The sequence below is a fragment of the Sulfitobacter sp. JL08 genome (assembly GCF_003352045.1).
GTDB lineage: Bacteria > Pseudomonadota > Alphaproteobacteria > Rhodobacterales > Rhodobacteraceae > JL08.
In genome coordinates this window covers 336654-355650 of the sequence record NZ_CP025815.1, presented here as the reverse complement: position 1 = coordinate 355650, position 18997 = coordinate 336654, and the positions used below count along the sequence as shown (strand labels likewise).

At 54.7% G+C, this 18997-nt stretch carries 19 protein-coding genes and 2 pseudogenes; 3 read left to right on the top strand and 18 right to left on the bottom strand.

The annotated features are described in order from the left end of the window. Positions 1-26: 26 nt before the first annotated feature. Entirely contained in the window at positions 27-908 is an 882-nt protein-coding gene (gene aguB, locus C1J05_RS01745) for an N-carbamoylputrescine amidase (RefSeq protein WP_205389030.1), read from the top strand. Between the two features lie 191 nt (positions 909-1099). Beyond that, a pseudogene (locus C1J05_RS01740) lies at positions 1100-1503 on the top strand (transposase); the annotation flags it as partial. A 641-nt stretch (positions 1504-2144) separates the two neighbouring features. On the opposite strand, the gene C1J05_RS01735 reads toward C1J05_RS01740, so the two are convergent. The 11 genes from C1J05_RS01735 to C1J05_RS01685 all read right to left on the bottom strand — a co-directional run bounded on the left by C1J05_RS01735 (position 2145) and on the right by C1J05_RS01685 (position 12267). Continuing rightward, positions 2145-2633, bottom strand: a complete 489-nt coding sequence (locus tag C1J05_RS01735; protein WP_114868751.1) for an A24 family peptidase — start codon at positions 2631-2633, stop codon at positions 2145-2147. Next, positions 2623-3477, bottom strand: a complete 855-nt coding sequence (locus tag C1J05_RS01730; protein WP_114868750.1) for a helix-turn-helix transcriptional regulator — start codon at positions 3475-3477, stop codon at positions 2623-2625. Before C1J05_RS01730 ends, C1J05_RS01735 begins: the two co-directional genes overlap by 11 nt. Positions 3478-3701: 224 nt before the next feature. Next, complete coding sequence (locus C1J05_RS01725; RefSeq protein WP_114868749.1) at positions 3702-4703, bottom strand: type II secretion system F family protein; 1002 nt, start codon at positions 4701-4703, stop codon at positions 3702-3704. Positions 4704-4713: 10 nt separating this feature from the next. Beyond that, on the bottom strand, positions 4714-5685 hold the full coding sequence (locus tag C1J05_RS01720; RefSeq protein WP_114868748.1) for a type II secretion system F family protein: 972 nt from the start codon (positions 5683-5685) through the stop codon (positions 4714-4716). Between the two features lie 3 nt (positions 5686-5688). After that, positions 5689-7080, bottom strand: a complete 1392-nt coding sequence (locus C1J05_RS01715) for a CpaF family protein (protein ID WP_114868747.1) — start codon at positions 7078-7080, stop codon at positions 5689-5691. A 14-nt stretch (positions 7081-7094) separates the two neighbouring features. Beyond that, positions 7095-8336 carry an AAA family ATPase gene (locus C1J05_RS01710; protein WP_114868746.1) on the bottom strand — a complete coding sequence of 414 codons (1242 nt, stop codon included), beginning with the start codon at positions 8334-8336 and terminating at the stop codon, positions 7095-7097. After that, on the bottom strand, positions 8329-9024 hold the full coding sequence (locus C1J05_RS01705; RefSeq protein WP_114868745.1) for a TadE/TadG family type IV pilus assembly protein: 696 nt from the start codon (positions 9022-9024) through the stop codon (positions 8329-8331). The genes C1J05_RS01710 and C1J05_RS01705 overlap by 8 nt, the downstream gene beginning before the upstream one ends. Then, positions 9021-9539 carry a TadE/TadG family type IV pilus assembly protein gene (locus tag C1J05_RS01700; protein WP_114868744.1) on the bottom strand — a complete coding sequence of 173 codons (519 nt, stop codon included), beginning with the start codon at positions 9537-9539 and terminating at the stop codon, positions 9021-9023. Before C1J05_RS01700 ends, C1J05_RS01705 begins: the two co-directional genes overlap by 4 nt. Further along, positions 9532-11106 carry a Tad domain-containing protein gene (locus C1J05_RS01695; RefSeq protein WP_114868743.1) on the bottom strand — a complete coding sequence of 525 codons (1575 nt, stop codon included), beginning with the start codon at positions 11104-11106 and terminating at the stop codon, positions 9532-9534. The genes C1J05_RS01700 and C1J05_RS01695 overlap by 8 nt, the downstream gene beginning before the upstream one ends. Before the next feature lie 23 nt (positions 11107-11129). After that, complete coding sequence (gene cpaB / locus C1J05_RS01690; protein ID WP_114868742.1) at positions 11130-11951, bottom strand: Flp pilus assembly protein CpaB; 822 nt, start codon at positions 11949-11951, stop codon at positions 11130-11132. A gap of 145 nt (positions 11952-12096) precedes the next feature. Further along, on the bottom strand, positions 12097-12267 hold the full coding sequence (locus C1J05_RS01685; protein WP_114868741.1) for a Flp family type IVb pilin: 171 nt from the start codon (positions 12265-12267) through the stop codon (positions 12097-12099). A 425-nt stretch (positions 12268-12692) separates the two neighbouring features. Between C1J05_RS01685 and C1J05_RS22200 the strand changes: the two are divergent. After that, positions 12693-12773, top strand: a pseudogene (locus C1J05_RS22200) (IS5/IS1182 family transposase); the annotation flags it as partial. 706 nt (positions 12774-13479) lie between these two features. On the opposite strand, the gene C1J05_RS01670 reads toward C1J05_RS22200, so the two are convergent. From C1J05_RS01670 to C1J05_RS21235, 7 genes are all read right to left on the bottom strand, one after another. After that, on the bottom strand, positions 13480-13902 hold the full coding sequence (locus C1J05_RS01670; protein WP_114868740.1) for a phage holin family protein: 423 nt from the start codon (positions 13900-13902) through the stop codon (positions 13480-13482). 8 nt (positions 13903-13910) lie between these two features. Next, entirely contained in the window at positions 13911-14222 is a 312-nt protein-coding gene (locus tag C1J05_RS01665) for a DUF883 family protein (RefSeq protein ID WP_205389028.1), read from the bottom strand. Between the two features lie 42 nt (positions 14223-14264). Beyond that, a complete protein-coding gene (locus C1J05_RS01660; protein WP_114868738.1) occupies positions 14265-15341 on the bottom strand; it encodes an AI-2E family transporter in 1077 nt (358 codons plus the stop codon). 649 nt (positions 15342-15990) lie between these two features. Further along, a complete protein-coding gene (locus C1J05_RS01655) occupies positions 15991-16647 on the bottom strand; it encodes a DUF3299 domain-containing protein (RefSeq protein ID WP_217621156.1) in 657 nt (218 codons plus the stop codon). A gap of 20 nt (positions 16648-16667) precedes the next feature. Further along, positions 16668-18047: an ABC transporter permease gene (locus C1J05_RS01650; protein WP_114868736.1), complete on the bottom strand. Its 1380-nt coding sequence runs from the start codon at positions 18045-18047 to the stop codon at positions 16668-16670. Continuing rightward, complete coding sequence (locus tag C1J05_RS01645) at positions 18047-18733, bottom strand: ATP-binding cassette domain-containing protein (RefSeq protein WP_114868735.1); 687 nt, start codon at positions 18731-18733, stop codon at positions 18047-18049. Before C1J05_RS01645 ends, C1J05_RS01650 begins: the two co-directional genes overlap by 1 nt. A gap of 65 nt (positions 18734-18798) precedes the next feature. Then, complete coding sequence (locus tag C1J05_RS21235) at positions 18799-18948, bottom strand: hypothetical protein (RefSeq protein ID WP_162797881.1); 150 nt, start codon at positions 18946-18948, stop codon at positions 18799-18801. Positions 18949-18997: the final 49 nt, after the last annotated feature.

Here is an 18997-nt window from a genome sequence, read left to right as displayed (position 1 = left end):
GGGCTCACTTCTGACCAAAGGAAACCATGATGCGTAAGATCACGCTTGCCGCCACCCAGATGGCCTGCACCTGGGATGTGGATCAAAACATCGCCACAGCCGAAGCTTTGGTCCGCGAGGCCGCGGACAAAGGCGCGCAGATGATCCTGTTGCAGGAATTGTTTGAAACGCCGTATTTCTGCCTGACCGAGGAGTACGACCATCTTGCACTGGCCAAACCGATGACGGACAGCCGCGTCGTTTCGCATTTTCGCGCGCTGGCGGCGGAATTGGGCGTGGTTCTGCCGGTGTCTTATTACGAAGAGGCCGGGCTAGCACGATTCAACACGATGGAAATATTCGACGCCGACGGCAGCCATCTGGGCAAATACCGCAAAACACATATTCCGCAATTTCCCGGCTATGAGGAGAAATTCTATTTCTCGCCGGGGGATACCGGTTTTCACGTGGTAGACACCCGTTTTGGCAAGCTGGGATGCGGTATCTGCTGGGACCAGTGGTTTCCAGAAACGGCGCGCGCGCTTGCGTTGCAAGGTGCGGAGGTTCTGATGTTCCCAACGGCAATCGGGTCGGAACCCGCGCACCCTGATCTGGACAGTGCTGCGCACTGGCGGTTGACGATGCAGGGACATTCGGCGGCCAATATCATGCCGCTGGTGGCCTCGAACCGGATCGGCCGGGAAGCACAGGATGGCGTTGAACTCGACTTTTACGGCACCTCGTTCATCACCGGCTATACCGGTGAAATTCTGGCCGAGGCCGACCGGACGACCCAAACGATACTGACCGCAACTGTCGATCTGGACGAAGCCGCGAAATACCGGCGGAACTGGGGTGTTTTCCGCGACAGACGTCCCGACAGCTACGGCGCCGTGGCCACCTTAGACGGACAGCAACGCAAAACGTGAGAAAGGCTTTTGTTCCGTCGCTTTCTCCAAAGCTTTGCCGATTTGCGTGTGTGGTTCTCCAAACGACCGGCAGCCCGACCCCAAGATTTTTCAACATCGCGCAAAGACGCGTTACGGACTTGCTATCAGACTTTGCTACAACGCAAAAAAGCCGCCAAAAGCAGCTTGATGGTCTCGAGTTTTTTGGCTGAATTTTGGTTACGGCAGGTGAGGTTCTTTGCAGCCAAGGAATGCCGCGCATTGATGCGATCAGGCAGGTGCAGATAACCGAGCAAACATTTTGTCGTTGGCGCAAGCAGTATGGCGGCATGGGAACCGACCAACTGAAGGAACTCAAATGTCTTCAGAAGGCGAATGGCCGGTAGCGCAGGGGGGTGTCGGATTTGAATTTGGACAAGCTCATCCTGCCGGAAACTGCACGGGGAAACTTCTGAGCCCCTCTCGCCGCCGAGCCTGTATAGATCAAATTCGCAACCCAATGCGATTGTCTGAGCGACAGATGTGCAGGGTCTTGGGCCAACACCGACCCTCTCAGATACAGTTGCCAGTGCGGTGTGCGGATGAGGCGCGCCTGGAGGCCGACATGATTGAGCTACTTGTTCCAATTCGGTTTGCCACAAGCTATGCGAAGGCAAGTTGGTCTCCTTGGCCAGCGGGTCAATATCGCCAGCGTCGGTGAGTGAGAACTTAGGATCTTATGACGGGAGTTGTTGATCGGAAGGGCGCTGGGACTGATCGGAACCGTCTGGCGACTGGACAATCACGGACGACACATTGGGTCGCGCGACGAAAGTTTCGATTGCGGGTAGCGCAACTCTCGTGTTTTTTCAGCACCATAATTAGTTCGCAAAAACAAGAAACCGTTCAAGAATGATACCGCCGAACCTCAGACAGCAGAAATTACTATTGGCCAAACCAAAGGTGTGACATGCAAGAAGTTTATATCGCCGGCTCGCCGCGTACGCCAAGGCATTGTCAGATTAAACCGATCTGCTAGGGCAAGCTTTATGAATTTCGGATGCCTTCGTGTCGCGGTGCTTGGTGATGTCCAAACAAATGTGAAAGTTGCGCTGGAGATACAAAGCTTCGAGCGGAAAGAGACCGACAAGGTCGTTTAATCTGACAATGCCGAAGGAGGTATTTATATGTGACCTGCCCCCCGGAACTTCCCTCAATTTGATGTAGAGTTTGCTCAACCTTTCGAAGGAGTAAACAGATGCGAAAGACCGAGCTGATCTATCCCGACAAGATCATCGCGATCCAAGGCAAGGATATCCCTGACATGGCGATTGACACGCCCATCGGATAACCGGCCTCAGGTCGCAATGCGCTCCAGTGGAAGTTTGGGCTTCCAAGCAAGACTCTTCCAGTGAGAACGATAATCATGCCGAGAGCCATGGATGCTGAAAAGGTGAATGCGAAAAGGAGCAGGGAATATCCAGGTACAAAAAGTGTGAGCACTGCAATCGCTTTGACATCGCCACCTCCCCAAAGCCGGAAAGCAAACCCAGCTACACCCAGAGCGAATACTGCGCAGCCTGTGATTGCACGATAGGCTGCTTCGTGACCCGACAGAAACAGTGGTGCTGAAAGTATGAAGCCCGCAAGCATTGTCAGAACAAGCCGATTGGAAATCTTCAGATCCTTTAAGTCACACAAAGCCATCGTTACCAAAAGAGGAGTGATCAAAACCAACGGAGCAAATTGCATCATTTCAAGCGACATATGCCCGATCCGAAGAAGTTGGTTGGCTCGATATAGCCGGGCTCAGAAGGTAATGGATCAGTTCAGGTTGAGTGCTGACACCCGTTTTGGCGTATATATTCCGCAGGTGGGTGCGCAGAGTCGAGATGCTGATTGATAGCTCGAACAGCAAGGCCTTGTTATTTAGGCCCCGAGCCAGCAAGGAACAAACCCGAAATTCTGCTCGGCTCAGTTGGCACGGGTTTTCCAGTGATAAGACATCCTTCAATCGCCTTTGGGCGACCTTGCCGCGCATTTTAGACAGCTTTGCTTCTAAAACCTGCCCCAACGCACGTTTATTCCAACAATCGGAAAGGACGACGCCGAAAAGTGACAGGTGATCATCAAAACCGTAAGGAAGTTGGTGACCGAAATGCAGTTCCAGAAAGTCAGCGTTTTCGTTTTTTCGATCAAGCAAAATTATGACTGATTGGGTCAATCTGTTACTTTGAAAAATGTCGGTGAGAGCTTCGTTATCTTCAAAGTCATCCAGGCAGCCAAACCAGACGGACCCCAACTTGGCGCTCGGCAAATTGTTGCCACAGATCACCTTGGCGAAGGAGACGTCGACATTGTGCGTGATGTTGGACAGCTGGCAAGGAGCACCGAAGCTGAGAACCTTCGCCCTACCAGATTCGCATCGCATATCAACACGACTGATTGAAGCAAAGTCGGCACCTATAAGCTGGGCCGTATGGCGCAATGCGTCCAAAAGCGGATGGCTGCCTAGAAAGGCCTGGCATAAGACTTCGGTAACTTGAATCAGGTCTGACGACGGCGCGCGGGCACCTGACGCGTAATTGCGCGCCGAAAATAAATTACTCATACTCTTTAACACTGACCGAAATTCGATCAAAGCCCTCTTACAAAAAGGCCCCCACCAATTATTTGTCTCGATTCTTTTTTGGTCTGAAACCACCTAAACTAAATTGAAAGTTAACTCCAAATTCGATTATTTAAAAGTTTTACAGAGAATAAGGCTATATTGATGCCGATTCTGGAAACGCATCCGTATACAGCGCAATAATGTAGCGAAATCGGGATCAATAATTATGCTCCGAAGCCCCTGAAGTAACGAATCACAGAAGGTGCGGCGGTGATAATCATCAGTGTTGGAAGCATAAGTGATGCCAAAACGGCTGACATTTTCACTGGTAACTGGTTTGCTAGTTCCTGCGCTCTAGTCTCGCGTCTCTCCCGCATTTCGGTCGCATAAACTGTCAAAGCGTCTGACATGCTTGTCCCATACCGCATGGACTGCTGGACTACCGTCGCAAACGAGCTGATCTCTTCAACTCCAGAACGTCGCGCCATTTCGGATAGTGCCGTCGCACGGGAGCGCCCAGCCTGAATTTCGTGCTGCGTGTTGAGAAATTCGAAAGCCAGATCCGGAGATGCAACGGTCAATTCGTTGCCGACCCGGGTCATTGCCGCGTCGAACCCAAGACCTGCTTGAATTGAAATTTGCAAAAGATCGAGCGCATTCGGAAAGGCTTCCCGAATCCTGCGCTGGCGTTCCTTCAAGCAGCGGTTCAGCCAAACTGCGGGCAGAAAATACCCAATCGCCGTTAATATACCGACCAGTTGAATCGCGTTGGACTGGCTAATGGATGCAAAAAAACTGGCAATCGATAAGGGAACAGGAATTCCCGGCACTCTTGAGGCGACGATAAGCGCGGCCACCATAAGAGGTAAAAACAAGCCCAACCATACGCGCGTCAACGTATAGATGCGCAAAGCACTTGAGCCTGTGAACCCGGCTTGGATGAGTTTGTCCTCAATCTTGCGCCGTTCCGATTGCCTACTTGGCAGCGCGGCCTTGAACAGGCCTTTGGGTGTGGCGACTGTATCTCGCAAAAGTCCACGGTTATTGCGTGCCTCAAATCTTTGGTTGCGCAGATTGGCAATGCGCGCCGCTGCAGGGTGACGCTGGCTTAGCGCCGAACTGATTGCCGCAAAAAGCAGCAGAATACCGAGACCAAAAAGCGCCAGCAGAAGTGTTTCGGCCTGAAGGCCAAACCGGTGTGAAAAACTTTCTAAAATATTGTTCATGATGCTTACCTCAGACGCGGAAATTGACAAGTTTGTTAAGAATTATGACGTTGGAGACCATCAGAACCACAACCAGCGCTGCAAGTTTGACGAAGGCTGGATCGTCACTGATATCGGTATAGTATCCTGGCGCATTGAAAGACATGACGGCCATAATCACCAGCGGAATAATTGACAGCAGAAGCCCTGACAATCGCCCTTCCGAAGAAATCGCTCGGATCCTAGAACGAAGCGCGATCCGCCGTCTGACCACACTTGCCAGAACTGAGACGATCCGCTCAAGGTCGCCACCGGTGCCATGTTGGATGGCAAGACTCGCCGCCAGGTATTGTGCGTCTTCCGAACCGACCCGTTCAGCGAAGTCTTGAACTGCGTCCGGCAGCTCTTCGCCGAAGTTGACCTGGTCAAAAATAATACCGAACTCTGACCCGATGGGATCTTGCATCTCGTCGGCAACAGCCTTGATAGAAGTGTTGACGGGGTGACCAATTCTAAGCCCGCGGGCCATAAGTTCCAACGCGTCCGGCAACTGGTTGGTGAGATCTTTCCGGCGCTTTTCCTGACGGGATTTTAAGATTAAGACAGGAGCAAGCGCGCCCAAAAGAAATGCGATTGGAGCGGCTTGCCAAATGGGCAGGAACAGCATCCCAACAACGGCGAGCGTCGCGGTACCCCCTGCAGATAGCAGTAGAAAATTCTGCACTGACACTTGCAATCCCGCTTGCATAAGCATCTCGGGCAGTTGTCCGTACAGCGGCACCCGAGCCAGAAACCCTTTCGGTGTTTCGGGACGCAGAAGCATGAGCCGGTCTTCGCCCTTCACACCATCGCGGATCATGCGCAGGCGGCGATTGCGGGCTTCCGCCTGGTTTTCCCCGCGACGCATGAGATGGCCCAGCCCACTGACCAGCATGAATATACCGACGAAAACGCAGGCCAAGGTCAGATAGTTTAGCAGTTCGATGGAATATATGCTGTTCATATCTTAGTCTCCTGTAACCCGAAATATGTCTGGATCAAGATCAACACCAGCGGCTGTCAACAAATCAAAGCATTTTGGGCGAATACCAGTAGAAACAAACTCGCCCAACACTTCGCCTTTCTCGGTGCGTCCCCGCTTTTGGAACACAAAGATATCCTGCATTGTAACAACAGCACCCTCCATTCCTGTAATCTCCGAAATGCTGGTGACCCGGCGAGACCCGTCCGCAAGCCGTGACAAATGCACAATGAACTGCAAACCTGAGGCGATCTGTGATCGAACGGCGGCTGCCGGGAACTCGATACCTGTCATCGTGACCATTTGTTCCAAACGACCCAATGAATCCCGCGCCGAGTTGGCATGCACGGTGGTCATGGAACCGTCATGCCCCGTGTTCATCGCCTGCAGCATGTCAAACGTTTCGGCGCCGCGAACCTCACCGACGATAATTCTATCAGGGCGCATACGCAGTGCGTTGCGAACAAGATCGCGTTGGATGACCTGTCCGTCGCCTGATGGTGTGGCGGGGCGTGTCTCAAGGCGGACCACATGTTCTTGCTGAAGCTGTAGTTCAGCAGCATCCTCGATCGTAACAATACGTTCGCTGTGATCGATAAACGAGGACATTGCGTTCAGCATAGTTGTTTTACCCGAGCCTGTGCCACCCGCGATCAGAATGTTCAGGCGGGAATAGACAATTGCTTCTAGAAAACGCGCTGCTTTTTCGTTCAGCGCTCCGGCCGCGACCAGCTTGTCCATTGTGAGCTTGGATTCAGAAAACTTCCGAATTGAAACGCTTGGTCCGTCAATGGAACAAGGGCGGATAATGGCGTTTACGCGGCTACCGTCTTCCAAGCGAGCGTCTACCCATGGTTGGCGTTCATCGACACGGCGTCCAATCTTGCTGACGATCTTGTCAATAACCCGCAAAAGATGCTTTTCATCGCGGAAACGAACGGGCACGCGCTCCAAAAGACCTTGGCGTTCGACATAGACTGTCCGGTATCCATTCACCAGAATATCGTTGATCGTCGGATCGGCTAGAAGTGGCTCCAATGGACCGTAGCCCAAGATTTCGTCGAGAAGCTCATCCACGATCTTGTTAAAATCGTCGCTGTTGAGCGGGCGGCCCGTTTGGCCAAGGGTACTGCTGACAACGCCGGCGACTTCCCGGCGCAGCGCATCTTGCTCCACCTTTTCGATGACGGACAAGTTGAGCCGGTCAAGCAACGCTTCGTGAAGAGTGCTCTTCAGCTCCAACCATTCTGTCAATTGGCTGTCTGCTTGCACGGGTTCAGGCTGAATTTCCTTTTCTACCTGTTTTGCTGGTTGGCTGTGCAGTTGAATAACTTCCGCTTCGTTTGAGCGTGTGGCCCGTGAGAATTTTTCGAACATTTTAGTGGCTCCAATTAGGCGATTTTGCCAACGCGAACGTTTGCATTGAGTAGTGATTCATCCATGATTTTGCGACCCATGGTACGGATGGCTTTTGACAAGGCACAGCTACTCGAAGTTTGCGAAAGCAACTGGCCGCGATCCCGCGCATGCTTTGCATTGCGAACGTCGAATGGCAGCCAATACTTCAAGTCGCGACCGAGTGCTTTTTTCGCCTCGACATGATGTCCTGACCGAAACGTTGGTTTCGCTTCATGGCCGACAACCATCTCCACAGGGGGTTCCAAGCGCTCCTTGGCAAAGAAATCAATCAGCCGACAGGCTTGGCGAACAGAAGAAACCGTGCTGTCACTGACCATCAGCATCCGGTCTGTGGCCTTCACCACAGCGCCTAGCCACTCAACCAATGCGCGCGGCAGATCGATTACAACATAGTCGTATTCCTGACGCAGGTTTTCGATTAGTGCATGAACTTGTTCGCGTGTCAGAGCATCCAACGGCATAAATTCTTCCGGGGCAGTCAGCACATCCAGACCAGAGACATGCTGTACCATGGATTGCTGCAGAAACGTGTGGTCCGGCGTCACACCGCCCTGCGCCATTCGCAAAAGCCCGTTGGATGGCGTAAGGTCGAGTGCCGTTGCGACGGTGCCGAACTGAAGGTCCAGATCGACAATGGCAACCTTGTTCTTTTTCTTTTTCTTGAAAATGCCTGTGTGGCCCTGCAATTGGTCGGCAAGATTGACCGCCAAAGTGGAGGCACCGATCCCTCCGCGGGCAGGGCATACACTGATAACTTGGCCCAAATGTTCCGTCTGCGGATTGTAGATCGCGGGCAGCAGGGACATGTCGGCTGTAAGGCGCTCGATTTGTTCGTTCAATTCTTCCTGCCCGATTGGAAAGGGCAGAATTTCGTCCACACCAGACTTTTTCAAAGCGCGCGCCGCGGATAGCGAAATGTCTTTATTGCTGAGCGCAAGCAGAGTGCATTTTGATCCAACCTGCCGACGCAACGAACCGACAATATCTGCGTCTTTTTGTTCCGATAACTGGAACACAACGAGATCGTGTTCGCTTAGGAACCGGCTGGCGGATCCGTTGACGGAGGACAATGTCCCGCTCAATGTCTCGATGGAAAGGTCGTTCAGTCGGTCGACTGCCTTCAAGACAGAGGCATTGATTGCATCATCACCAGAGATAAGGCCCAATGATTTATTTGTCATTTCGAAGATCCCTTCTTTTGAAAATTTAGCCATTGGTTCCGCTGGCAAGGTCTTCGCCAGGCAAGGTGGCTGTGAAGTCGATTAAAATTTTGAAGTCTGCTGTCGCGGTTGTGAGGGCATTCGTTTCCGGTGTGTCCGTGCCGATCACCAGGGCAGCGAGTCCCCCCAGCGGAGAGATGAAACGGAACGGAAGGTCTTCTATGGTGACCGTGACCATTGGAACATAGGGTCCACCCAAAAAATTCATTTGAGGGTCAAATTCATAAGCGAAAGAAATGTTCCCCTCGTCGAAGTCGGCGGTCGGATCATTTGGCACCGCAAACTGCAGCATGTTCCAAATTTCGGTCACTGTGTTTTGCGCTTCGGCTCCAACCGGGGCTGCGCCGGTGCAAATCGTAGCGGCTGGTTCTGTGCACACGCCTGCTGCAAAACTACAATTGGTGCCAAATCTAGGACCCGTAATGTCAGTATACGTACCCCGGGCGTTGGTTGTAGGAACCGCACTGCAAGCAGGAGGCATCACGGCCGCCATGCGCGCGGCGACCTGTGCCGTTTTCTCTGCCGCGACGTACTGGAAAGCTAGGCGGCCGAAATCTATCAGGCCTAGGAAGATCAGGAGGAACAATGGCAGTACAAATGCCATCTCGGTGATCGTTGAGCCTTCCTCATCGCGCTTGAAACGCAATGCCGTCCGGGAAATTTTTTGCAATCTGTAAATCATGGCCCAAATATCCGACTTCTATCTGTCACTGTGGTCTGGATCTGTGCGACTTCTGAACCTCCAACCAATTGAAACAGCGGTGAAAATGGCAGCCCCGTAATAGTCAGGGAGGCGGTCACAACGGCCACCGGCGTGGGAGACACTCTGTATTCTCCGGCAACGCCCACGCACTCCAAAGACAAGGTGTCGAGCGCGATGATGATGTCGTTCGTTGAAAGCGAACTCAAGGAGGTTGCCACCGCGCCCTGGTAGTTACTTATTGAGGCACTGGGTGTCGGCGCACACAGATCAGATGGGGCAATCCGGCCAACATAGCGCGCGGTGTCGCGTACGCCTGTGATTGCATTCTGGAATGACCAGTAAAGACGTCCACCCTCAACGATCAGTGCGAAGGTCGCGAACAGGATCGGGAGAAGTATTGCGAATTCGACCAATGCTGCCCCGGATTGATTTTGCCGGAAGCGACGGAACGTGTTTTGGATATGAACAGTAATTTTTGGCATGAACTTACTCATAGAGCTGCACCAGGTCGTGTACGACGCCACCCGAACCCATGCCGCCGGGAGCGCTGCCGACACTACGGATTACTTCGCCGTAGATGATTGCGTCAGCGCCATTGCCATCTGATTCCGAAGGACGCACAAGGAATATCTCGATAAACTGAGCCACCGGAATAACGCCAGATCCGCCGTTAAGCTCCGATTCATGCGCTGCACAATCAATGCCAGCCACTGTGATGACCCGGCGCCGTGGATCGGCGCGGGAAGGCGAAGGCGGCTGACAGGCAGGCAGGCTGCTTTCTGCTTTGCCAGCGGCCGTCAGAATGCTTTGCAAAGCGTTTTGGTTGGTGATCTCTGCGTTATAGATTTCATAGCGTGTTCCATTGATCGGGAACCAAGCGGGGATGCCCGTCGGGATTGTTTGGCTGAAATCAGCGCCGTAATTGATCGTCAGGTAGTCTTCGAGCCCGGCGCCGAAAGATCCGTCGCCGATGCGCGTGGTTGGGCAACCGCCTGAACCAAAACAATCATCAAGCGGCAGCCCGACCGTCGCAGTAGTGTCGATCACGCCGTCCACCTCATAGGGTGGCGCCTGTACGCTCGTGCAATTATTTCCGTTGGCCGAGGTGATCCAGCCATCGAGTACATGCGGAGAAGACGCAAAGTTGTCCACGTCATACTTGTTTTCGGAGCCGAATTGTTTGGCACTTGACTCGAACCGGTCAAACCGCGTGTTAAATCCCGCGATCATGTTACCAACGCTCAAACCCGGCTTGGTTTCGACGCCGCGCTGGCTGAAGCACATGGAAACAGCGCGCGACGCGGCCAGCGCGCAGCTATCTTCCTGTCCTGCTGGTGCAGAGGCGCAAGCTCCCGCGGTATCGATTGCCAAAGCGTCGCTATTGGTTGCCAGAAAGCCAAAATTTCCTGGTCCCCATTGTTCATTCCCGCCGCCCTGGCTGACCATCTTGATCATTTGCCCTTCGGACACATCGAGGTTTGGTTGTGGCAGGCAAATGAAAATTGGAGTGATGTCGCATGCGATCAGCGTAAACCCTGCAACGGCTTCGGCGCTCACGCTGGCAAAGGGACGGGCGTTGCCCAAGAGCGAAGCAGTGGCTGATGCCAGCGGCGTATCAATTTCGTGCGTATCCACAATGACACGAACGAAACCAGCCAGAGGTCCACTAGCGGGATCCGATGTGTCAAGAAGTTGCGCAGCCTGCCCAGGCTCGATGGAGTCGTTGGGCGGATATTCATAGAAAAGAAGTTGGTAGTCTGTCTCGCCAGACAAAAGCTGATCTTTGTTGCGCACGCCAAAGGTTTGCGTGTCGCGGATCATGCTCGCTGCAGCGTTCGTGGCGCGCGTGATTGAATCTGCGTGCCCGTCAAGTTCGCCGGCGGCTGCCAAGGCGACATTGTCGGCGAAACTTTGAAGCTCGGCTTGAGTGGTTGTAACGCGACCTAGGTCAAAAGCGATAGCAGCCATGCCGATCATCACCGACAGAGCGACCGCTACGAACACCAGGATAGCGCCATCCTCGGACCGGTGGAATTTTGATATTTTCTGAGAAATACTCATGGTCGAAAATCCCAATGGTCAGATCAGTTGAGCATGACGTCGGTTACGTCAGTGCCACGACGGATTCGGATTACGCTTGCGGGCACGGCTTCTTCGCTGTCATCTGACACCGAGTTCTCCTCAATGAGCAGATCGTTTAATCGCGTCATGGTCAGCGTCCGGTCTTCGGTGTCATCCACGGACCGCAAAGTGAGGCTCAGGCTGCCTGCACGTTGTGCCAAGGCGAGCCGCTGGACTTGATCGGGCGTAACCGCCACAGTCACCGTGCGTGCGATGACCGGCTGATCCGTTTGTTCGTCGGATTCCTGATCAACACCGATCACTCGGATGTTCTGTAGTATAGTCACTGCACGCATGTTCTCTTTTGCGCCAGTGGTCATCACGATATCGACCCGGTCGCCCGGCGTAACGAACCCACCGACTGCAGACTCTGCATCAACTTCGACCGCCATTGCGCGATAGTCGGCGCCGATTGTTTGAACAATTGTTACTTTTTCCCCAAACCCAGAAACCTTGCTATTCAAGATGAGTTCACCTTGATAGATCGCACGACGTGCGCGACGTGATGGCTGGTTTTTGGCGGCTATCAAGTCGTCATAGTCCGTAAACACACCGACAGGAACGGCCCCGCGAGGCCACTCGATCGTGGTCAATGCTCCGGGTTCAATTTCCTCACCAAATGAGATGTCGCGTGTAGAGACAACGACACTCACTGTATCGCTTTCGGCCCCAACCTCTGTAGCGGCATTATCGAGTTGAAGCTGAATGTAATCGCGCGCGACATAGACCGATCCTCCGGCGACGGCCAGTCCAGTAAGCGCGGTAAGAATGGCTGAAAGTCTCATGTGGTTTTCCTCTGACTGAACCGAAACTCTTCCTGAGCGGAAATAAATTCGGCGATTGCATTGGGTTGTTGGGTCAACCAAGCATTGCTGGTTCCCAGGCATGCGGCGACTTAAGCCGCCGCATGCTTATTCTTCTGAGTAGCAGTTACATCAGGCCTTCTGCGGCAGTGAACTGACCGTTGACGTCACCGCCCAGAGCCGTCAGGGTTGCAACAGCGATCGCCGTAACGATCGTAAGGGCAACGCCATATTCTACGATGGTCGCGCCGCGCTCGTCATTTGCCAAGCTCTTCATGATTACATACAGTTTCAACATTCGATTCTCCTAGTTACTCAATTGTATTTACGATGGAGCCGTTACACTTCACGGCGACTTGAACTCCGCCTTGTGACGGAACGTTCGACAACTTTACGCCCCTTTGTGAGGACTGTGCATCGACCAAACCGTGGAGAATTACACGCTTAAGATGTAAGATTTGACGCTTGGGCTTTTTTTTGCCTCATTTCCGCCAGATTTTCTTTTGATGCGCAATTCGACGATTGCGATTCGTTGGTCAGGTGCAGATCTGGTCAATAGGCACTGTGGCTTTGTCAGAACAAATGCGCTTGAGACGGGCAGTGTGCTTCTTCGCATGTACGTCAGCGGCACTTGGGCCGCAAAAAGCTGTCGCTTTGGCAATTTCTATTGCCGCCTTCGGTGCATACCTGATTGGCGAAGCCTTTTTCCCGGATGATGGTCCGATGGCAACTCAATATGATCGATGCCCAAAGGTTTTCCTTTCCGCCATAGCGCTCGCAGCCACTGTCTTGTTCTGGCTATAAATCAATGAAACTGGAGCTTAAGGTCTCGTGGACGCGACGCTTTCGCCGCCATGTAGAGTCCGCCATGCCGAGATACCGATCTGTCCCGCGCGCTTGCGCTCAACCGCCATACTCCTCAACCAGAATTGGCCGCATCAAATAGAACTCGAAAACCCTTTCTCAGCGTTTGAGCCGCTCAGTATCGAGACATGGCTGGTGGCCCATCGCGAGCTTAAGACAAACCTACGCATTCGCGTGGTTTTTGATCTTCTGGCTGAGGGCATTGGATAGAAACATCCAAGCTCCGTCACCGGATTGACGCTGAAATGCCAAAGTATCCGCTATTCCAGCCAAGCTTTAGAATAGGCCTTCGCATGGAAGGTCCCAGCTCATTCGAAAAATCAATTGCGGACATTGGAGCAAGCACAGCGAATTGCCGTTCTGTTCCGCAGTCTGAGAACTCGAACACTGATGCTTGCTGCACACGACATGAATGGCCGGTTTTCCTGTTGCGCCGTAGCAACGAATTTTACATTGACGCCGAATTTTCCGTGCTGCGAGCGCACGCAGCGTAAAATGAACAGGTCGGTATGGGCTCTGACCAGTCATTCGCCGCAAACTGCACCAATGGCTGCAGAGCGGGACCAAACGGCCGTTGGTCGATAGGACCAAAACCGGTGTAATTGGTTTAGAGGAGCCAAGAGGCGTCAACGGGTTCACAAGCAGGCTAGCGTTTTGTGGAGCGTCCGAGTATCAGCCCTGCCGCCAAAGCTGAAGCGACCATTGCTATTTCTGGTTCCTGCTTGTCTGCAACTTTTTCGGAGCCTTTCGGGCCGCTTTGTGAAAGCAGCCCCAAAGATTGTAGCGCTGCAAGCGCCTTATGATGTGGATCGGGTTCTTTGCGCCGTAGAAGCGTCCGACCAACATACACGAGCGCGAGAGCGGCGAGAAGTGCAAGAGCGGCGAGCATGATTGCGGCTAACCACGGTTCCATCCGAACGGAAAGCCACAGGAACATTCCCAAGAACAGTAAAACAATTGCAAGACCGAACAGCCCAAATGCCACAACTTCTAGAAGCGCTCCTCTGGTTCTACGCCGCACATCGCCAAGTTGCGAATGTAAAAAGGTTTTAAGCAAGTCTTCCAGCATTCTGAACCTCAGCGACGTGATATCATGCCAACCAGAAACCCAACCCCAAGGGCAATCAGAGCGGACTGGACAGGTTGTTCGCGAATGTAGTCTTCAACCGATGTCTTCGCCGCGCTCGCTTTGAGCCGGCCCTCGTCAATCGCAGACCTGGATTTTTCAAGAAGTTCCGCAGCTTCTGCCAAAGCGGCATCCCGCTTTTCGCCAGCTTTCTCTTCGCCGATCTCACGCAGAAGCTTTGACAGTGTTGTAATGTCCTCACGAATGATTTTGAACTGCCGGTCGACATCCTCGCGACCTTTGCTTTGTGACATATCTTCCACTGTACGTTCCTCCAATTTCAAGGGCCTACTAATGTTGGCCGTTCAAGTTTCGGTTTGCCTTTTGTTTTGGCCAAGTGCGTCAACGCCATCTTCTTCCAGCCACCATAAGATCAACTCTAGACATAAAGCCAGTATGACCGGCCCAAGAAAGATGCCCACGATCCCCCAGACCATCAGACCGCCGAGCGCGCCTAAAAAGACAAGGGTCGCCGGAAGATTAGCGCCTCGCGCGACTACAAGCGCTTTCACTGCGTTATCAGAAAGCCCGACGGCGAAAAGCCCCCATAGTGCAAGAAAAATTGCCATTCCGGACTGACCGTCCAGCCAAAGCCACAATGCCAACGGGCCCCAGATCAGTACGGGCCCGACCTGAAGCAGACCCAGCATGAAAGTCGCGAAGGCAAGTAGCGGCCAATGCGGAACACCAACCAGCCAATACGCAAAGGCCGCAATAGCTGTCTGAACAGCTGCAGAGCCGAGAATGCCAAGAACTGTGTAGCGTATCGTGAGAACTGAACGTTCTGCCAGCTTTAAACCCCGCGCACCACCCAACTCTTGGAACGCTTTGGAGGAAAGCCGATGGAGAGGGTCAGCATTTTGCAAGATCACAGCTGCAAGTATCAGTCCGAGCAAAAACTCCAGTACAAAATGACCAATAAGCCGCCCCTCCAGCAATAATGTGGAAAACCACAGACGCAGATCGCCACCAGCAAAGCGTCTGATGGCCTCGAAGTCGTCCCGCAGACCATTCCATAAATTGAGCCATGTCGGCGGCATATTTGCAGGGATATCCAACCCGATTTTCTCAAGGTTTCCCCCTTCCAGCACCAAGACCGCGAGCTCTGGCAGGATGGCGATTATAGAGCGCAGAAGAAACAACATCGGAATTAGAACAATGACAATCAATCCAATCGCGGTAATCGCAGTCGCCAACCCACGGGCACCGCCAAGCCGGCCCGTGAGGCGCATATGCAGTGGATACAGGGCGACCGAAACAAAAACTGACCACATCAGCGCTGGCGCAAAAGGACTAAGCGCGAGCGCGCCCAACAAAAAGACAATAGCTATCGCGCAGAGAGGCAATGCTCTTTCGAGAAGGTCGCGTGCTTCGGCCTTCATAGATTATTCTCCAAACGCTTTTGATACTAGAATCTGTAAATAGGACAACACACCTCAACAGTACAGAACCGCGTCCAATACCCAATATTGGCGGCCTCGTTCAGCACCTTAATCTTGCTAGCAGGCTGATTATTCTTGAGTTCAAAAATGGTCAGCAAGTGAATGCAAATAGGTCGGCTTCGGGCTTGGGCCGGTCATTCGCCGCAGACTGCACCAATGGCTGCAGAGCGGGACAAAGTGACATCTCGCTGCGCTTGCGCGTGTAGCTGCTTTGGTCCGCTTTCAGGACCTTCACTTTGGGTTGTACACGAATTGCACACCTCCAATTGTTAGGGCATTGATCCAGCGGGACAACCTGTCCACTCCTCAATAAGGTCCTTGAGAAGCAGTTTTTGCGTTTGCGAGTTCAGGAGGGAACGCGACTGGATGCGAACCTTCTCTGCCTTTCAAGCTATTGTTTTTAGGTAATTTTGAAGGGCGATCTCTTAGTCAGCGGGTGTTTTGGACGCACTCGACTGGCACCGCACGATGCCTTCTTGCGAGGGAAGTACCCGACCCATCTCGATCTGAGGTCTCGTAAACGTGGTGTTTTCGCCGCCATGTAGAGTCCGCCATGCTCGGATGAGGATCCGAGCCCGAGCGCTGGCGTTCAACCGCCATAGCTTTCGACCAACAATGGCTGCATCGAATAGCTGACGGAAACCGGGGCCTGTCCGTCGACATACCCAACGTCCTGAACCGAACTCTGGGCGACCATGGTCCCGGTGATCCATACGGGAGTGAAGAGTCCGTTGACCTCGATCCCCTCGGGATACACGACATGGACGACCTGGTTGGCGGGGGGCGGCGGGGTGTGGATGCAGGCGCCGACCGTCGGCACCAGCAGGAATTCGACAACCTTCCGGTCCTTGAACTCCAAGGGCAGAACATAGCCCGGCATCCGGATGCTGCTGCCGATAAGTGCCTCGTTCACCCCGGTGGCCGCCGCTTCGCGTTTTTCCATGATCGCGAGGCGCGCGGCGAACAATCCGTCGACATCCAGGCCGTCCTCCTCCAGTTGTTCGCGTAACGCTTGCGCCTCGGTGGTGAACGAGGCCTCATAGCTCTGCTCGGCCAGGGCCTCGAATCGCAGAATCTGGCGAAGGGTGTCCATCTGATCGTCGGTGAGGTTCTCGAACGGGTTCTCGATCACTGCGGCTGAAGGGGCGAGCATATGCCAGGAGATGTCCTGAGGGTCAGCCGCCATTGCGAGCCCCGGAGGAACGGCAAGCGAGAGTATCAAGGCGAGACGAGCGAACACGGTCATGGAGAAGTCCCTTTGATTTGTCATAGCCGAACCGATAGCCCGTCGGCCAGCGTCATGCGATAGACCCGAATTGCCGGGATAAGCGAGGCAATGAGCCCGGCGCAGAAGATAGCCAAAAGGGTGGCCAGTTCGCGCGTCCCGAAGACATTCAGTCCCAATCGCAGGCCGAAGCGGGCGGATAGGATCGGGTCGGTCACGAACGTGGCCACCGTGAGCAGAACAAGGCCAAGGATCAGCCCGGCCGCGGTGAGGACGGCCGCTTCTGTGACGATCAGTGCAAAGATTCGAGTCGGCGTGGCGCCGACAGACCGCAGGATCGCGAATTCGCGGCGGCGGGTGTCGAGGGTCGCGGAGAGCATGACCACCATCCCGATCATCCCGGCCAAGGCGACGGCCCACGCCATCAGCCGCATCGCGCGCTCGGCCGTCCCGGTGATCCCCCAGAGCTCGGCCAGCGCGACCGCCGGGAGGACGGCACTCAAGGCGTCGGAGGGGCGTTCGTTGACCGCCCGCTGCAGGCCGAGGACATTCGCCCGATCGATCAGTCCGACGTAGACGGCATTGATCCGGTCCGGTTCGTGACCGTGTCCGACCTCCGTGCCTTCGTGGTCGCCATGCGCGTCATGATTCTCGTGCTCGTCGCCGTCTTCATGGTCGTCGTGCCCATCGTGATCCTGTGGGTTGCCGTGCGCGTCATCCTCACCATGACCATCGGCGGACATCGCGGCCGGGTCGAGGGGGTCGGCCAGTGGCGCATCTTCTTGCGCATGCAGGGTGTCGAAGCCCTCGAGCGTGACGAAGACCATCCGATCGACCGCGGTGCCGGTCGGTGCGAGCACGCCCGATATGGTGAAGGGCGCGTCGTCGTGGAGGTCGAAGGAGACCTCGCCGGAACCATGGGCGTTAACGATCACCGCACCCGGGGCATAGCCAAACCGCGCCGCGACCTCGGCACCGACCACTGCGGCGTCTTCCGGCCCGTCACTGGAAAAGTACCCGCCCGCGGCCAGGGAAAGCGGCTGTCCGCCAGAGTGTCGGAAACGCTCGAAATACGCCTCATCCGTGCCGATCACCGGATAGCCGCGGTGATTATCCCCCATCTGGATCGGCACCGCCCAGGCGACCTCGGGCCGATCTTCCAACCATTCGAAGATGTCCCATGTCATGCCGGTTCCGGTGCCGCCCACGCCGAAAACGGTGGCCATCAGGATCTGAACCGAATTGCCGCGCGGCGCCACGATCAGGTCGATCCCCGACGCGGAGTTGGCGAAACTGTCACGCGCGCCATCCCTGAGCCGCTCGACACCGAGGATCAGTGCGACGCTAAGGCTGATGGCCAGTACCGTCAGGCCAGCGACGAAGCGACGGTTCCACAGGCTGCGCAGGCTGAAACTTAGCATCAATCGGCGCTCCGGTTCAGGTCGAGGAAGTCGAGGCTGTGATCGAAATGACCCTCAAGGCTGCGGTCATGACTGACGAAGAGCAGCGCGGTTCCCGCTTGGGCGCATTCCCTTGCCAGCAGCTCGACGAAGGCCACCTTGGCCGCCTCATCGAGCGCGGAGGTCGGCTCGTCCGCCAGGATCAGGTCCGGCGTGCCGATCAGCGCGCGCGCGGCGGCGACCCGTTGCTGTTGCCCGACGCTGAGCTCGTTGGCGGGCTTCGATGCCAGAGCAGGATCGGACAAACCCAATTCGTCCAAAAGACGCTGCGCCGTTCCCGCAGGATCCTCGCCCGTACGCGTACGGCGACGCTGCGAGAATGTGCATGGCAGAAGGACGTTCTCAAGCGCGCTCAGCCACGGAACGAGATTGAACACCTGAAAGATCATGCCGATGTGATCCACCCGAAACCGGTCCCGCGCGCCACCGCGTACGGCGCCGACATCCTGATCCGCAACGTGTATGGCCCCCTTCGGCACATCGACGACCCCCGCGATCGCCGACAGCAAGGTCGATTTTCCGCAGCCGCTCGGGCCATACAGGAACAGGCTCTCGCCGGACGCCAGAGACAGCGCACCAATCCCCAGTGTGCCGCGCTCCGCGCCCGGCCACCGGTAGACAAGCCGTTCAATCCGCAATGGGTGCATACGTCGGCCTCCCAACCTCCCGGCCATGAATTCGCCCGCCGCCTATTCACGACGGGCGGCAGTCTTCATTGAAGCGTGTTCTTGTAGATCACGCCGTCTTTCATGATGAGCGCGAGGTTGGTCACCTGCGCCCGCGCGACGCTTGCAAAGCTAGCCGGAACCAACCCGGACCCAGCCGCAGCCGCTGCAATCTCAAGAAATCTACGACGCTTCATGTATCTCTTCCTCAGCATGTTCAAGAAGTCGTTGCAGGCGCTTTTTGTA

Coding starts and splice junctions, on each gene's coding strand:
- C1J05_RS01645 (WP_114868735.1), bottom strand. CDS start 18,733: ATGCACCCATTGCGGATTGAACGGCTTGTCTACCGGTGGCCGGGCGCG.
- aguB (WP_205389030.1), top strand. CDS start 27: ATGATGCGTAAGATCACGCTTGCCGCCACCCAGATGGCCTGCACCTGG.
- C1J05_RS01720 (WP_114868748.1), bottom strand. CDS start 5,685: ATGAACAGCATATATTCCATCGAACTGCTAAACTATCTGACCTTGGCC.
- C1J05_RS21235 (WP_162797881.1), bottom strand. CDS start 18,948: ATGAAGCGTCGTAGATTTCTTGAGATTGCAGCGGCTGCGGCTGGGTCC.
- C1J05_RS01685 (WP_114868741.1), bottom strand. CDS start 12,267: ATGTTGAAACTGTATGTAATCATGAAGAGCTTGGCAAATGACGAGCGC.
- C1J05_RS01700 (WP_114868744.1), bottom strand. CDS start 9,539: ATGAGTAAGTTCATGCCAAAAATTACTGTTCATATCCAAAACACGTTC.
- C1J05_RS01725 (WP_114868749.1), bottom strand. CDS start 4,703: ATGAACAATATTTTAGAAAGTTTTTCACACCGGTTTGGCCTTCAGGCC.
- C1J05_RS01710 (WP_114868746.1), bottom strand. CDS start 8,336: ATGGCTAAATTTTCAAAAGAAGGGATCTTCGAAATGACAAATAAATCA.
- C1J05_RS01730 (WP_114868750.1), bottom strand. CDS start 3,477: ATGAGTAATTTATTTTCGGCGCGCAATTACGCGTCAGGTGCCCGCGCG.
- C1J05_RS01670 (WP_114868740.1), bottom strand. CDS start 13,902: ATGCTGGAAGACTTGCTTAAAACCTTTTTACATTCGCAACTTGGCGAT.
- C1J05_RS01655 (WP_217621156.1), bottom strand. CDS start 16,647: ATGACCGTGTTCGCTCGTCTCGCCTTGATACTCTCGCTTGCCGTTCCT.
- C1J05_RS01705 (WP_114868745.1), bottom strand. CDS start 9,024: ATGATTTACAGATTGCAAAAAATTTCCCGGACGGCATTGCGTTTCAAG.
- C1J05_RS01650 (WP_114868736.1), bottom strand. CDS start 18,047: ATGCTAAGTTTCAGCCTGCGCAGCCTGTGGAACCGTCGCTTCGTCGCT.
- C1J05_RS01660 (WP_114868738.1), bottom strand. CDS start 15,341: ATGAAGGCCGAAGCACGCGACCTTCTCGAAAGAGCATTGCCTCTCTGC.
- C1J05_RS01715 (WP_114868747.1), bottom strand. CDS start 7,080: ATGTTCGAAAAATTCTCACGGGCCACACGCTCAAACGAAGCGGAAGTT.
- C1J05_RS01735 (WP_114868751.1), bottom strand. CDS start 2,633: ATGTCGCTTGAAATGATGCAATTTGCTCCGTTGGTTTTGATCACTCCT.
- C1J05_RS01695 (WP_114868743.1), bottom strand. CDS start 11,106: ATGAGTATTTCTCAGAAAATATCAAAATTCCACCGGTCCGAGGATGGC.
- cpaB (WP_114868742.1), bottom strand. CDS start 11,951: ATGAGACTTTCAGCCATTCTTACCGCGCTTACTGGACTGGCCGTCGCC.